Source organism: Clostridium sp. MD294 (genome assembly GCF_000364165.2).
Classification (GTDB): Bacteria; Bacillota; Clostridia; order Lachnospirales; family Anaerotignaceae; genus Coprocola.
In genome coordinates, this window is the sequence record NZ_CP097810.1 from 605,163 (window position 1) to 621,302 (window position 16,140).

Below are 16,140 nucleotides of genomic sequence, written 5' to 3' on the forward strand. Positions count from 1 at the left end.
AGCTCTATCAGCTCTATGAAATATAATTGACAAAGATATATACCCATGCTATCATTTAAAATAGTACATTTAAAAACCTATTTTATATTACCAATTAGAAATTTTATAAACTTCAACAAATCTATTTAGTAATCTTAAACGATATTATATAATAAAAATATAATTAGAATTTGGAGAAAATTAACATGGTTTTATTGATAGCAGGTGCATCACATACTGGAAAAACCGTTTTAGCTCAAAAAGCCCTTGAAAAATATGGATATCCATACATTTCTATTGACCATTTAAAAATGGGGTTAATTCGAAGCGGAAATACATCGCTTACTTCTATGAGCAATGATAAAGCATTAACAGAATATTTATGGCCTATTGTAAGAGAAATCATAAAAACTGTAATTGAAAATCAACAAAACATTATTATTGAGGGTTGTTATATTCCTTTCGATTGGGCAAAAGATTTTTCTCAATATTACATTCAACATATCAAATATCGTTGCCTGATAATGAGTGAAGCATACATACGACACCATTATCATGATATACAGGCATATGCTAATACCATAGAAACAAGGCTGTATAATTCAGACTGTACTATAGAAGCTTTAATTATTGATAATATGGAAGCTTTGACAATGTGCCAACGATATAATGTAGATTATTTACTGATTGATGACACTTATACTATTGATATAGATATTTAATTTTTGGCTTATATATCATAATAAAAAAACTATACTATCTAAGCATCAAAAATACAAAATAGAAATATGAACATTGTAATTTAAAGGAGAAATGATATGTACGAGTACAAAGTTGAAACATATAAAGTAAATGCAGCAGAAGAAGCAATGAACAAACTTGCAAATGATGGTTGGCGTGTTATTACTGTCAGTCCTAATATGGCTATTGGATATGGTATCATTGTAACATATGAACGTAAAAAAGAATAACACAGTTTCTCACTTATTATACTGTTATTCTCTTTTGGAGTTGTTCCTCTATATAATTTAACAAAAAGATTTGTTAACACCAATATTAAAAAGTAATAAAAAATAATTGACAAAATAGTTCAAATGCAGTATAGTATTTGTTGCAGCAAATAAAATTTGCCCAGATAGCTCAGTTGGTAGAGCAGAGGACTGAAAATCCTCGTGTCACTGGTTCGATTCCGGTTCTGGGCATACTGTTTTTAAGGAAGCCAAAAGCTTCCTTTTTTGTTTATACTTCATACAAAAAGGAGTTATGATTAATGAAAAAAAAAGAAATCATATTTTTTTTAATTATTTTTTTATTGGCTGGTGCTTTTTGTATATTCCATTTTACAACACATACTTCATCTACTATTGTTTCTGTTTCTATAAATGGCACAGAATACAAACAATTTGATTTATCAAAAGACCAAAACTATACTATACAAACCTCACAGGGATACAATATACTTCAAATACAAAATCATACCGCAACTGTAACAGAAGCAGACTGTCCAGACCAAATTTGTGTGCATCAAAAGTCCATTCGTAATACAGGAGAATTAATTGTTTGTCTGCCTCACAAAGTTGTAATTGAATTAAAATAAGGAGTGTAGCAATATTATGAACAGCCAAAAAATTGCATATTGTGGATTGCTTACTACCGTTGCACTACTTCTCAGTTATGTAGAACGTATACTTGCTATTCCTATGATTGTACCTGGCATGAAATTAGGCCTTGCTAACATTACTGTACTCATTACTCTTTATTTATTTGACAGCAAAACCGCTTTTTGTATTTCTATATTACGTATACTCATCTCAGGAATACTTTTTACAGGTTTTGCTAGCTTTTTATATAGTGCTTCTGGTGCATTGCTCAGTTTTATTGTAATGTCAATATGTAAAAAAACAAATGCTTTTTCTATTATTGCTGTAAGTATATTAGGTGGTATCAGTCACAATATAGGGCAAATATTTATTGCTTGTATTGTAGTAGAAAATTTAAAACTTTTTTATTATATGCCTTTTCTTGTGATATTAGGCATTACAACAGGTTTTATTACTGGTATTATAGCCAATAAAACAATACACTATATCAAACATTAAAAGTAATACACAAAAATTGTAAAATAGTTTCTTTTTCTCTACCAATAATTTTACAAAAATCGTTCTATCACAACACTTTTTATTGCACAAAATTTCTTTTGTGCTATAATAAATTCTATTAATATCATCATACACGTATTTTATCAGACATTTGTAATGCCCTTATTTTTTAGGCAATGGGTATTTACTATTGTTGTTTTATAAAAATGTTCTCTTTTATGGAATAGCAATGCGTTGTCAAACGCTGTCTGTTAGATGTAGATTTGTTTTACAAATTTACTTATATTTTCAATTCACTTATATATTTTTAACAGGAGGTAAATTATGGCAACTTATTTTCAATCACTTTCTCGTACATTTAGCGAATATCTTCTTGTTCCTGGATATTCCTCAGTAGAGTGCACTCCCGATAATGTTAGTTTAAAAACACCTATTGTAAAATTTAAAAAAGGAGAAAAACCTGCATTAGAAATGAATATTCCTCTCGTTTCTGCTATTATGCAATCTGTTTCTGATGACAAAATGGCAGTAGCATTAGCAAAGGAAGGCGGTATTTCATTTATTTATGGTTCTCAAACAATACAAAGCCAAGCTGCTATGGTACAGAAAGCAAAATCCTATAAAGCTGGTTTTGTTGTAAGCGACTCCAACATTATGCCTGAAAGTACATTAAAAGACATACTTGCTTTAAAACAAAAAACTGGTCACTCTACTGTTGCTGTTACTACAGATGGTACAGCACAAGGCAAATTAGTAGGTATTGTAACAAGTCGTGACTATCGTATAAGTCGTATGAATGGCGATGAAAAAGTAAAAGATTTTATGACTCCTCTTGAAAAACTTGTTTGTGCTCCTAAAGGCACTACATTAAAAGAAGCAAATAACATTATTTGGGACCATAAATTAAATTCTTTACCTATTATAGATGACGATGGAAAATTACTTTATATGGTATTTCGTAAAGATTATGACTCTCATAAAGAAAACAAAAATGAACTATTAGATATACACAAAAGATATGTTGTGGGTGCTGGTATCAATACAAGAGATTACCAAGAACGTGTTCCTGCTCTTATAAATGCTGGTGCTGATATACTTTGTATTGACTCCTCTGAAGGATTTTCAGAATGGCAGAAAATTACATTAGATTTTATACGTCAAAAATATGGTGACAGTGTTAAAGTTGGTGCTGGAAATGTTGTTGATAAAGAAGGCTTCCGTTATTTAGCAGAATGTGGTGCTGACTTTATAAAAGTTGGTATTGGTGGTGGCTCTATCTGTATTACTAGAGAACAAAAAGGTATTGGTCGTGGACAGGCTTCTGCAGTAATAGAAGTGGCAGAAGCTAGAGATGAATATTTCAAAGAAACCGGCATTTACATTCCTATTTGTTCTGATGGCGGTATTGTATATGATTATCACATGACATTAGCTTTAGCTATGGGTGCTGACTTTTTAATGTTAGGTCGTTATTTCTCTCGTTTTGACGAAAGTCCTACTAACAAAGTAAATATCAATGGTAATTACATGAAAGAATACTGGGGAGAAGGTTCTGCAAGAGCTAGAAACTGGCAAAGATATGACATGGGTGGAGATAAAAAACTTTCTTTTGAAGAAGGTGTTGACTCCTATGTACCATATGCTGGAAGTTTGAGAGATAATGTTTCTCTTTCTCTTAAAAAAGTAAAATCTACTATGTGTAACTGTGGTGCATTAACTATAGCAGAATTACAGCAAAAAGCAAAATTAACTGTTATTTCTGCTACAAGCCTTACAGAAGGCGGTGCTCATGATGTCGTATTAAAAGACAATCAAAGCAGCACATACAACAGCTAATATAATTTATAGTGCCAAATATTTCTGTTTGGCACTTTTTTTAATAAAGGAGAAAACAAATTATGAAAAAAATATTTGCAATTACTTTTATTTGTTCTATATTATCTATTTCTACTGTTTTCGCAAAAAATATTACTGTACTGCTTAATAATACAGCGATTGCTTACACACAACAACCAATGCTCAAAAACAACACGACTTGTGTGCCTATGAAACAAACAGCAGAGGCACTTGGTGCTACAGTAAGTTGGAATGTCCCTACTAAAACAGCAATTGCCAGGAAAGAAAATATCATTGTATCTGCCTGTGAAAACAGCAAAACACTCATTATTACAAAAGGAGAAACAACAAATCGTATCACTATGCCAACACCTGCTTATATTGAAAATGGTACTATGTTTGTACCACTTCGACCACTATTAAATGCCTTTGAAACAAATATGACATGGGACAGCAGCACAAATACAGCAAAAATAGAAAATACTAACTCATTTTTTACAGAAAAAATAGAACAAAAAACGCTCAAAAATAAAGACGACATTATAGTATGGGAAGCAAAACTATACTATCCAGAATTGAAGGGAGAAAGTGAAGCAATATCAAAAATAAATCAAGTTATTTTAAATGATATACAATCATCTCTTTCTGCTATGGGAAATGAAATAGCACCAGATGATATTAATACTGATTTATATAATATGTTACCTTATACTCTTGACTGTACTTACAATATTACTTATTTAGACGAAAATACGATATCACTTCTATTAGATTATTACGAATTTACTGGTGGTGCTCATGGTATGCCTTACCGTCAAGCGTATACATTTGATTTAAAAACAGGAAATCAATTACAATTAAGTGATATAGTTCATGTAGAAAATATAGACGAATTTGCAAAAAATGCCTTCAAAAATAATATTACTCAATATCCAGAAAGTTATTTTAATGGTGCAACAGAAACAGTAGACTCTGAATATTTTGAATACGACTTTTATATTCAGCCCAATGAAATTATACTTTTTACACAAGCCTATTTATTAGAGCCTTATGCAAATCATTTTCAGCCTACTATACTTACCAAAAGTGAAATACAAAATATTTTAAACATCAACATATAAAAGTAAAACGGTATAGCCTTTTTTGGCTATACCGTTTTTTGTTTATTACTCATTTGTTTGTTGTTCTTCCTGCTCAATTTCTTGTGCAGCTATTGCATATTTTTCTAATATTGCGCTCTGAATTTTTTCTCTGGTCACACCATTGATTGGATGTGCAATGTCTCGAAATTCTCCATCAGCAGATTTTCTGCTTGGCATTGCAATAAATAAGCCCTGTTCTCTTTCAATTACCTTGATGTCATGAACCACGAATTCGTTGTCGAAAGTTACAGAAATAACAGCTTTCATTTTTCCTTCTTTGTTGACCTTTCTCACTCTTACATCAGTAATTTCCATACGCTCTCTCCTCCCATGTGACCTGGGAATTATCCTCCTTTACGCTTTTACAATACTTACAATTTTGCACCTTTTCTTACTATTTGAGGATTATCTGGTGTTCCGATGACTTTTTGTCCGTCTGCTAATACTACATCTTTGTCTAATATAGCATATCTTATTTCACAGCCATTACCTACACGTGTTCCTTCCATAACAACAGCATTTTCTACACTAGCATGGTCGCCTACATATACTTTTCGGAACACAACAGAATTCTCTACTTTACTATTTATAATAGAACCACTACCTATAATAGAGTTTTTCACCTCTGCACCTGTATTATATTTTGCAGGTGGTTCATCTTTTGGTTTTGTTTCAATATAAGGATATTGATTTACAAAAGCATCCCTTACTTCTTTTTTCAAAAAGTCCATATTGGTTTTGAAATAATCTACAATACTAGAACCTACTGAACTCCAGTAACCTTCAAATTCATAACCATAAATTTTTAATGTCTTTCTTTGACGAATAATAATATCTTTTACAAAATCATATCTTCCTTCAGCATTCGCTTTCTCCAACAAGTCAATTAACAATTCTCTACCAATTACATAAATGCCTAAAGAAGCCATATTGCTTTGAGCTTGCAGAGGTTTTTCCTCAAATTCTTGTAATCTCTTATCTGTGTCCATTTGCATAATGCCATATTTAGACAAGTCTTTTCCTGACATATCTTTACAAATGACTGTAATATCTGCACCTTTTTGTTCATGATATTCCAAAACTTTTTTGAAATCCATTTTATATACTGCATCACCAGATGCAATAATAACATATGGTGTATTGCTTCGTCTTAAAAAAGACATATTCTGATACATGGAATCGGCTGTTCCACGGAACCAGTTAGAATCTGCTCTACTAGTATAAGGTGACAGTACAAATAGACCGCCTTGTTTTCTTCCTAAATCCCACCATTTTGCAGAACCTAAATGGTCATGCAATGAACGTGAATTATATTGTGTCAGCACTGCTACTTTTTGTACCCCAGAACTAGACATACTACTTAAAGCAAAATCTATTGCTCTATAGCAGCTACCTACTGGAAGTGCTGCAGATGCTCTCAAATCTGTCAATGCTCCCATACGACCTTCATTATTACCGCCAGCTAAAATTACACCAATCGCTCTCATAAGTTAACCTCCTCTACAATCACAGATTTACCGCTCTGCAAAACACCATCTGCAAAATCATTTTCTGTTGTTTTGCCTAACAGCACACAGTTCTTTCCAATTGTCACATTATTTGGAATAGTAGTCATGTGTCCTATTACAGTAATACCTGTATTATAAATTTTAGGTTTCATCTCATTTTCAATATTATCGCCAACACCAATTTTTACGTTGTCACCTACTTTTGAACCTTCGTCAATGATACAACGGTCTAACTGGCTATTTTCGCCAATTACAGTATTGCCCATAATAATAGAGCCTTTTATTACAGCACCCTTTTTCACAACAACATTAGGGCCTAATATGGAGTCATATATCTCTCCATATACTTCACAGCCATCTGAAACAATACTTGTTTTTACACGAGCATCTGGTCCAGTATATTGTGGTGGTTGATGGTCTGTATTTGTATAAATTTTCCAAAAATCTTCATAAAGATTAAAATCAGGCAATGTTCTGATTAATTCCATATTTGCCTGCCAATAAGATTCGATTGTTCCAACATCTTTCCAATAGCCTTTGAAGCGATAAGCATACATTGTTTGTCCTTCTTCCAGCATACGTGGAATAATATGATTACCAAAGTCACTATCAGGGTGAATTTTGCTATCTTCAATCAATGCTTCTCTTAAACGGCTCCATGTAAAAATGTAAATACCCATAGACGCTAAATTACTTTTTGGTCTTTCAGGTTTTTCTTCAAATTCATAAATTCTATCGTCATCTTTTGTATTCATAATACCAAAGCGACTTGCTTCGTCCCAACCTACTTCCAAAACGGCGATAGTTGCTGCTGCCTTTTTTTCTTTATGAAAATCTAACATTGCAGCATAATCCATTTTATAAATATGGTCACCAGAAAGTATGAGCACATATTCTGGATTATTGCTTTCGATATACTCCAAGTTTTGATAGATAGCATTTGCTGTACCCATAAACCATTCGCCAGAATCGCCACCACCTTTTACATGTGGAGCTAATATTGTAACACCGCCTGATTTACGGTCCAAATCCCAAGGAATACCAATACCAATATGCTGATTTAAACGCAATGGTTGATATTGTGTTAATACACCTACTGTATCTACACCAGAGTTGATGCAATTACTTAAAGGAAAGTCTATAATTCTATATTTTCCCCCAAATGTAACAGCTGGCTTTGCTACATTTCTTGTCAGTACACCAAGACGGCTTCCTTGTCCACCTGCCAATAACATGGCAATCATCTCTTTCTTACGCATGTCTTATAACCCCCAATACTTTTATAATTTTTTATAAAACTGAGACAAGCATTCGGCACAGATAAAATTGATATCTATACAAAATGATTATTGTATAATCATATTATAGCACATCTTTTTTTCATTGTAAAATATCAAATATTTTTTTTATTAGAATAATGATTTTTTAACAATTTTTACTAATTTATTTTGTAAAAATAGAAATCTTTCTTCATTTTTTTAAATTTTTTTATACATTTTTGACAATTTTTTGATTATTTTTTATCAAAATAAACAACTCTTTTTTAATATGTTATTATTTTCCATTCTATACTTTATTTTTTTCTATAAAAAATTATTCCAAAATGCTATTTTATTACTTATTTTTTAAGCCTTTTTTTCTTTTTTTTGATTGCTATTACTTTTTGACTGTACTATAATAAAAAAATCAATAATAGTATTAACAATATTTTGTTATTTACAAAATCTAAAACATATTTTTTGTTATTTCCAACATAATATTTATAACAAAATTATTTTATATGGTAAATTCTCTTTATATTATACACAATTTTGTAATAGAAAATGGGGCGATTTATTTATGAAAAAAGATTTTTTAAATCAATATCAATCTGTATATTTTATAGGTATTGGTGGTATCAGTATGTCTGGTTTAGCTGAAATATTACTTTCAAAAGGTTTTCAAGTATCTGGTACAGATATGAAAGAGTCCAAAGAAACACAACATTTACGCAGTATTGGTATAAAAGTAAACATTGGACACAAAGCAGAAAATATTACAGATGATATTCAACTAGTAATTTATACTGCAGCAATTAAACAAGACAATGCTGAATTGATTGCTGCAAAACAAAAAAATATTACTATTATTGACAGAGCACAACTTTTAGGCATGATTATGCAGCAATATCCTTACTCTATTGCTGTTTCAGGCACTCATGGCAAAACTACTACAACAGGTATGATTTCTGATATATTACTTTCTGCTAAAGCAGACCCTACTATTACAGTAGGTGGTATATTGCCTACTATACAAAGCAACACCAAAATAGGAGGTAATTCTTATTTTATAGCAGAAGCTTGTGAATATTTTGACAGCTTTTTACAATTCTATCCTTTTATTGGTGTTATATTAAATATTGAAGCAGACCATTTAGATTATTTCAAAAATTTAGAAAACATCAGAGCTTCTTTTCATAAATTTGCTCAAAATATTGCACCAAACGGTACATTGATTATAAACAATACCATACCTCAATTACAGCAAATTACTGAAAATCTTTCTTGTCGCGTTGAAACAGTAGGACTAGAATATGATGCCAACTGGAAAGCACAAAATATTACTCATGAACCAGACGGTAGAAATAGTTTTGATGTAGTTTATAACAATGTGTGTTTAGGTTGCGTACATTTACACATTCCTGGTGACCATAATATTACAAATGCACTTTCTGCTTTTGCCGTTGCTTATACACTTTCATTATCTACAGAAGATATTATAAAAGGGCTTGAAAAATTTCATGGTACACAAAGACGTTTTCAAAGAAAAGGCGAAAAAAACGGTGTGATTGTTATTGACGACTATGCTCATCACCCTACAGAAATTAAGGCAACATTATCTGCGGCCAAAAAAATTCAGCACAATACAACTTACTGTGTTTTTCAGCCTCACACCTATTCTCGCACAAAAGCATTGTTTGACTCTTTTGCAACTTCCTTTACAGACGCAGATGTTATTATTATAGCGGATATTTATGCAGCAAGAGAAAAAGACAACGGGACTATTCATGCTCAACAGCTTGCAGACGAAATCGCACATCATAACAAAAATGCCCTGTATTGTGGCAATTTCGAACAAATTACCTCCTATTTAAATGCTCATTGTAAAAAAGGTGATTTATTATTAACAGTAGGTGCTGGTGATATTTATCGTGTTGGCGAAATGTTTTTAAATGAATAATATGATTTTTTATAAATTTATCCACAAAGTTATCCACAGGCTGTGGATAACTTTGTGAAAATGATATAACTACTATATCTATAAAATTTAGATGATTTTTATTGTCTTTTTTTTAAATACATTTGTCTATATCATTTTAACATAATAGAAATAGATACCATATTTTGATTATATTTCTTTTTAATATAATATATATTGTATTTTTAAAAAATAATTTTGTATATCATTTTTTTGTTTTATACACTCTATTTTTACAAAATTTAGGGAATTTTTTATACTTTTCCACAGAAATTTTAAGTTATCCACAGAGTTATCCACAGAAAACTGCCTTTTCAAGTATTTATAATACTAACATTTATTACACATTTTTATTATTTTTTATTCATTATTTTTTATATTTATTCATAATTTTCAAAAAAATATTCTATTTCTTTTCTACTGGATTGTATTTTTCCTTGTATCATTTCTTTTGTACCTCCTCCATTGCATTGCAATACAGCAGACAATTTTTGTTTTAATTCTCTCATATCTTCTTTTTGACTCATAAGTACATAAGTATATCCTGTTTTATCTTCACCAGAAAATACTGCTGCAATATCTACTTTTTGACACAATACATTTGCAAAGTGTTGTAATGCTTTTGTATTAGACACCTTTTCAAATATAATTGCTTTTTTACTATGTTGCGTTACTGTTTCTGCAATTTTTTCTAATTTCTCTTTTTCTAACAAATTTAGTTGATACTGCAATGTATCTCTTTCTGATTTTAGTTTCTGTACTGCCTTTGCAATATCTTTTATTGGCACAGAAAGCATATAAGAAATATCTTCTGCATAATTACTTTTCATATAATAGTCAAACAATGCTCTCCCCCCTGCAATCATACGCAGTCGAGTACCTCCTTTATGTGGTTCAAAAGAAAGTATTTTCACACAGCCAATTTCTCCTGTTGTTTTTGTATGAATACCACAACAAGCACAAATGTCATATTCTGGTATCTCTACAATACGAACTGTTCCTTCTAATTTCTTTTTACTTCTATACTTCAGTTTTTCCAACTCTTCTTTTGTAGGATAGTATACTTTAATTGCCTTATTATACATAACTGCTTTGTTTGTAAATATTTCTAATTTTAAAACATCATTTTTACACAGTTTTCCATCAAAATCTAATGTAATAAATTCCTTTCCCATATGAAAACCTACATTGTGGAAGCCATATTTTTTATATACTAATCCAGATAATATATGTTCTGCAGTATGATTTTGCATCAAATCAAAACGATATTGCCAATCGATTTCTCCTTTTATAACACTTCCTACTGCTATTTGATTTTTTACAGTATGGTATACAACACCTTGTTTTTGTTGCACATCTAATACCTGTTGTCCATTTAATGTACCTTTATCTGCTGGCTGTCCTCCTCCTTCTGGATAAAAACAAGTATCCTCTAATACTACATCATACCCCTTTTTGCTTTTCACACACTCTATTACTTTTGTTTCTATTTCTTTTTGGTATCCGTCAACATAATATGCTATATTTGTTTTCAAAATATTACATTCCTTTCTATATAAGAAAAGCAGAGATAGTATCTCCGCCATTCCTTTTTAAATCTTTACTACTTTTTATTCACATTCTGTTAATGCTTCATCTAATATTTCAATCATTACATCAATATGTCTTTGTTCTGCAATCAATGCTGGCACAAAACGAATAACATCATGTCCTGCACCCACTAAAAGCAATCCTTTTTCTATACATTTATTTATGACATTTGTTGTTGGTATGCTCAACTCAATCCCCTGCATAAATCCAACACCTCTTACATCCGTAATACAATTATGTTTTTGTTGTAACTTTTTAAGCTGTTCTGTCATATAAATACCGTTTTTCTTTACATTTTCGAGTAAGCCATTTTCAAATAATTCTTTCATTACTGTCAATCCTGCTGCTGTTGCAAGAGAATTGCCTCCAAATGTAGAAGCATGATCACCAGGCTGAAATGCTTGTGCCACAAAATCTTTTGCCATCATTGCACCAATAGGTATACCACCTGCAAGGCCTTTCGCAAATGTTGCAATATCTGGAACTACCCCTAATGTTTGATATGCAAACAAATTTCCTGTTCTACCTACGCCGCACTGTACTTCATCAAATATAAGTAATATATCTTTTTCATCACATAATTTTCTTACTTTTTGTAAATATTGTTTATCTGCTGGCAATATGCCACCCTCACCTTGTATAGGCTCTAACAGTATTGCACAAGTTTTATCTGTTATTGCTTTTTGTAATGCTTCAAAATCATTAAATGCAACATAGTTTATATCTGGTAAAAGTGGTTCCAATCCTTTATGGTATTTGTCTTGTCCTGTTGCTGTTACTGCACCATATGTTCTGCCATGAAAAGAATGTATCATAGTAATGATTTCATTACCTGATTTTGATTTCATTTTAGCATATTTTCTAGCTAATTTTAATGCACTTTCTATAGACTCTGCACCACTATTACAGAAAAACACTTTATCAAAATCGCTATTTGCTACTAATTTTTCTGCTAATTCAATTTGTGGCTCTGTATAATATAAATTAGAACAATGTATCAATTTCATTGCTTGCTCTGCTATTGTCTTTTCTAAGGCTTCACTAGCATAACCTAGGCTATTTACTGCAATACCTGCAACAAAATCAATATACTTTTTTCCTTCTATGTCCCATACATACATACCATTGCCACATTCTATTGCAATAGGAAAACGGCTATATGTTTTCATTACTACCTTATTTCCCCTTGCTATGAGTTGTTCCATTTTTTCTCCCATTCACTTTCACCCTTTCTCATTTTTCTATCATTGTACCAATACCCTCTGGTGTAAATACCTCTAATATCAAACAGTGTTCTACTCTACCATCTAATATATGGACATTATTTACACCCTGTCGTATTCCTTCCATGCAACACTCTACTTTTGGTATCATACCCCCTGAAATAGTACCATCATCTATCAATTTTTGTATTTTTTTAGAACTAATAAAACTCATAATAGAATTAGGGTCATCAATATCTCTCATAACACCCTCTACATCTGTCAAAAATACTAATTTTTCTGCTTTGAGAGCACCTGCAATTGCTACTGCTGCATAATCTGCATTTATGTTATATGTTGTACCATTTTCATCTTTTCCTATAGGTGCTATAACAGGTATAAATTCATTGTTTATCAAAGATTGTACTAATGTAGGATCTACAGAAACAATATCTCCTACACAGCCATAATCAATACCATCTTTTTCAATTTTTTTAGCTTTAATAATACCGCCATCTTTTCCGCTGATGCCTACAGCTTTTACACCTTGTGTTTCAATTTCTGTTACAATGTGTTTATTCAGCTTTCCAGACAGCACCATTTCTACAATTTCCATTGTCTTCTCATCTGTTACTCTTAATCCATTTATAAATTTTGACTCTATATTCATTTGCTCTAAAAACGCATTAATATCTGGTCCTCCACCATGTACAATGACAGGGTGCATACCTACCAATTTCATAAGAGCAATGTCTTGTATTACAGTCTGTTTGATATTATCATTGATTAAAGCACTTCCACCATATTTTATTACTACTGTTTTATCATAAAATCTTTTGATATAAGGTAATGCCTCCATTAACGTTTTTGCCTTATCTATGTATATCTGCATAACATCTTTTTCCATATTATGATACCCTTTCTATATTTGCTATGCTGTTATTATTTATTTCATTATAGCAATTTATTTTTTTATTCTCAATACAAACCATTTTATTTTTTTATTATTATTGAATATATTTGTTATAATGGATATTTCACACTACAATATCCATGCCATCATAAGCAAATAAAATATTATCAAGTTTCTTTTCTAATTCTTTATAATAACCATATGATTTTCCCCATATCTCATCAATATGTGTTACAATCACTTTTTTAATTCTATAAAAATTTTTCATTTCTATGATTTCATCTAATGTAAATATTTCATATTTAAATGGAGCATATTCTAGTTTCGTTCCATCGTTTAATATACCATCATCTGAAACTAAACTAATAATTAAAACATCTGCATCAAAATATGCCTCATTATGATGAAATGGTTTGGCATTACAACAAGCGTATATTACTTTTTTTTGACACTGTTTTATTACATAAAATGTAATATTTCTATTTGGATTATTATTAATGAAATCAATATCAATATTATCTATACAAATATGTGATGTTTCATTTACAGAAATACAGCCAAGTACATCACCATAATATTTTAGGCAATCACAGTTCATATAGTTAATATCTTTTATTACTTCTGGAAGTGCATAAAAATCAATAGGTGTACTTTTTTCTTTTATAAAATTATATGCTATTTTTTCTACAATTCTAATTCCTTTTACATGGTCAGGGTCGCTGTGTGAAATAGAAATACGTTTTACTTCTGTTATGTTTTGTCTATTGCAAGCTACAGCAATATCTTCAGGAGTATCTATTAACATTTTTATATCATCAATATATAAACTTGGTCCTAATCGTTCATATCTTCCGCCTTTTTGTCTAGCTTCTTCACATATTTTGCATTTACAAAATGAACTTGGTATAATTGACATACCACCACTACCAACAATTTTTAATTTCAATGTTATCACTCCTTTTATAATGAAATATTGTTATATATTAAGAACGATAATCTCCATTAATACTTACATATTCATGACTTAAGTCACACCCCCATGCTGTTGCTTTTTCATTTCCTTCTTGTATTTTAATTTCTACTACAATTTCTTTTTCACTTAATATTTCTGCTGCTTTTTGTTCATCAAAAACAATAGGACTACCTTGTATCATTAAATCAATACTGCCTTTCGCACTATAATAAACAATATCCACTTTTTTAGTATCAAAATGAACGCCAGAATATCCCATAGCACACAATACACGTCCCCAATTTGCATCTTGTCCATACATAGCTGTTTTAACTAAATTAGATGTAACAACAGATTTTGCCATTATTTTAGCATCTTGTTGTGTTTTTGCACCAATAACATTAACTTCTATAAATTTTGTAGCACCTTCTCCATCTCTTACTAAATCCTTTGCTAATTTTGTATTTACAGTATGGAGTGCATTTTTAAATGCTTCATAATCTGCATTTTTTTCTGTAATTTCAGTATTTCCTGCCATACCATTCGCAAGTACAATTACTGTATCATTTGTGCTAGTATCTCCATCTACAGAAACCATATTATACGTTGTTTGTATACTTTGTTTTAATATTTCATCAAGCAATTCTCTTTTGATACATACATCGCTTGTAATAAAAGCCAACATTGTAGCCATATTAGGGTGTATCATACCGCTGCCTTTTGCCATACCACCTATTGTTACTGTTTTTCCTCCAATTTCTAATTGTACTGCTATTTCTTTAGAATAGGTATCTGTTGTCATAATACCTTCTGCTGCCAAATGCCCATGCTCTAATGTTTCTCCTAATTTTGGAAAAAGCATAGCAATACCATTTTTTACTTTTTCAATAGGAAATGTTGTACCAATAACACCTGTAGATGCTGTTAATATTTGTTCTTGTCCCACATTTAAACAGTTTGCTAATGTTTCAGCCATTTCTTGATTTGCCTTTTCTCCTTCTATTCCTGTACAAGCATTAGCGTTACCACTATTGATTACAATGCCTTTTATATATTGTTTCTGCTCCATAATTTCCATATTACGCAATACAGAAGTTGCCTTTACTACATTTGTTGTAAAAGCTCCTGCTGCTGTTGCTGGTACATCACTTATCAATATTGCCATATCTTTACTATCTTGTTTAATGCCTACTGCACCGCCTATTGCCTTATATCCCTTTGCTGCGGTAACACCGCCTTGTATTTCATTCATTGTTATTTCCTCCTTTTATCTTTCAAATATTTCTATTTTCTAGTAGTAAACACAATATCACTATTGCTACAATAATTTGCAATATCACTACCAATTCAAACCACGAAATTGCTGACTGAAATAAATATAGTATACCTATACATAATAACGAACAAATAATTTGTAATATCATTGCAATAACTACTAATATTGTTTTTTTCAGTATCATTGATAATAACAACAATACTAAAATATGAATTAACACTATAACATAAGGTATTAACAATATTAAAACAAAAAGAGAAGCAAACCCTGCAAAAGACATATATTTATTTGCTTCATATAATATAAATGCTACACCAACAATAATAATGTTATGGAGTAAAAAATCAATGCCAAAAAAATATTTTATATATTCTATATTTTGTTTTTGCATTATTAAACCTCTTTA

The 16,140-nt window shown here is 30.8% G+C and carries 16 protein-coding genes and 1 tRNA gene; 8 read left to right on the forward strand and 9 right to left on the reverse strand.

Annotation, left to right across the window (positions count from 1 at the left end; genetic code table 11):
* Positions 1-185: 185 nt before the first annotated feature.
* The 7 genes from C820_RS02975 to C820_RS03005 all read left to right on the forward strand — a co-directional run bounded on the left by C820_RS02975 (position 186) and on the right by C820_RS03005 (position 5,035).
* Entirely contained in the window at positions 186-701 is a 516-nt protein-coding gene (locus C820_RS02975) for a hypothetical protein (RefSeq protein ID WP_004035432.1), read from the forward strand.
* A 96-nt stretch (positions 702-797) separates the two neighbouring features.
* Positions 798-950 (forward strand): DUF4177 domain-containing protein, encoded by a 153-nt coding sequence (locus C820_RS02980; RefSeq protein ID WP_004035430.1) that lies wholly within the window; start codon positions 798-800, stop codon positions 948-950.
* Between the two features lie 158 nt (positions 951-1,108).
* A tRNA-Phe gene (locus C820_RS02985) sits at positions 1,109-1,181 on the forward strand.
* Between the two features lie 68 nt (positions 1,182-1,249).
* Positions 1,250-1,576 carry a NusG domain II-containing protein gene (locus C820_RS02990; protein WP_004035428.1) on the forward strand — a complete coding sequence of 109 codons (327 nt, stop codon included), beginning with the start codon at positions 1,250-1,252 and terminating at the stop codon, positions 1,574-1,576.
* Positions 1,577-1,592: 16 nt separating this feature from the next.
* Complete coding sequence (locus C820_RS02995; protein ID WP_004035427.1) at positions 1,593-2,078, forward strand: Gx transporter family protein; 486 nt, start codon at positions 1,593-1,595, stop codon at positions 2,076-2,078.
* A 324-nt stretch (positions 2,079-2,402) separates the two neighbouring features.
* Positions 2,403-3,914 carry an IMP dehydrogenase gene (locus C820_RS03000; RefSeq protein WP_004035426.1) on the forward strand — a complete coding sequence of 504 codons (1,512 nt, stop codon included), beginning with the start codon at positions 2,403-2,405 and terminating at the stop codon, positions 3,912-3,914.
* A 62-nt stretch (positions 3,915-3,976) separates the two neighbouring features.
* On the forward strand, positions 3,977-5,035 hold the full coding sequence (locus tag C820_RS03005) for a GNAT family N-acetyltransferase (protein ID WP_004035424.1): 1,059 nt from the start codon (positions 3,977-3,979) through the stop codon (positions 5,033-5,035).
* A gap of 45 nt (positions 5,036-5,080) precedes the next feature.
* On the opposite strand, the gene spoVG is transcribed toward C820_RS03005, so the two are convergent.
* Genes spoVG through C820_RS03020 form a run of 3 tightly spaced genes read right to left on the reverse strand, consistent with a single transcriptional unit; the run spans position 5,081 to position 7,823 of the window.
* Positions 5,081-5,371 (reverse strand): septation regulator SpoVG, encoded by a 291-nt coding sequence (gene spoVG, locus C820_RS03010; protein WP_004035422.1) that lies wholly within the window; start codon positions 5,369-5,371, stop codon positions 5,081-5,083.
* A 56-nt stretch (positions 5,372-5,427) separates the two neighbouring features.
* Entirely contained in the window at positions 5,428-6,543 is a 1,116-nt protein-coding gene (gene glgD, locus C820_RS03015; RefSeq protein WP_004035421.1) for a glucose-1-phosphate adenylyltransferase subunit GlgD, read from the reverse strand.
* On the reverse strand, positions 6,540-7,823 hold the full coding sequence (locus C820_RS03020) for a glucose-1-phosphate adenylyltransferase (protein ID WP_004035419.1): 1,284 nt from the start codon (positions 7,821-7,823) through the stop codon (positions 6,540-6,542). Before C820_RS03020 ends, glgD begins: the two co-directional genes overlap by 4 nt.
* 580 nt (positions 7,824-8,403) lie before the next feature.
* Here C820_RS03020 and murC point away from each other — a divergent pair.
* Positions 8,404-9,783 (forward strand): UDP-N-acetylmuramate--L-alanine ligase, encoded by a 1,380-nt coding sequence (gene murC / locus C820_RS03025; protein WP_004035417.1) that lies wholly within the window; start codon positions 8,404-8,406, stop codon positions 9,781-9,783.
* Positions 9,784-10,181: 398 nt separating this feature from the next.
* On the opposite strand, the gene C820_RS03030 is transcribed toward murC, so the two are convergent.
* The 6 genes from C820_RS03030 to C820_RS03055 form a co-directional block, all read right to left on the reverse strand.
* A complete protein-coding gene (locus tag C820_RS03030; RefSeq protein ID WP_004035416.1) occupies positions 10,182-11,336 on the reverse strand; it encodes an alanyl-tRNA editing protein in 1,155 nt (384 codons plus the stop codon).
* Between the two features lie 75 nt (positions 11,337-11,411).
* Positions 11,412-12,608, reverse strand: a complete 1,197-nt coding sequence (locus C820_RS03035; RefSeq protein ID WP_242824482.1) for an aspartate aminotransferase family protein — start codon at positions 12,606-12,608, stop codon at positions 11,412-11,414.
* A 16-nt stretch (positions 12,609-12,624) separates the two neighbouring features.
* The gene (gene argB / locus C820_RS03040; protein ID WP_004035414.1) at positions 12,625-13,500 is read right to left on the reverse strand and encodes an acetylglutamate kinase; all 876 of its coding nucleotides are present in this window, start codon (positions 13,498-13,500) and stop codon (positions 12,625-12,627) included.
* 130 nt (positions 13,501-13,630) lie between these two features.
* Positions 13,631-14,452, reverse strand: a complete 822-nt coding sequence (locus C820_RS03045; RefSeq protein ID WP_004035413.1) for an MBL fold metallo-hydrolase — start codon at positions 14,450-14,452, stop codon at positions 13,631-13,633.
* Positions 14,453-14,489: 37 nt separating this feature from the next.
* Positions 14,490-15,710, reverse strand: a complete 1,221-nt coding sequence (gene argJ, locus C820_RS03050; RefSeq protein WP_004035412.1) for a bifunctional ornithine acetyltransferase/N-acetylglutamate synthase — start codon at positions 15,708-15,710, stop codon at positions 14,490-14,492.
* 22 nt (positions 15,711-15,732) lie between these two features.
* On the reverse strand, positions 15,733-16,125 hold the full coding sequence (locus C820_RS03055; RefSeq protein ID WP_004035411.1) for a hypothetical protein: 393 nt from the start codon (positions 16,123-16,125) through the stop codon (positions 15,733-15,735).
* Positions 16,126-16,140: the final 15 nt, after the last annotated feature.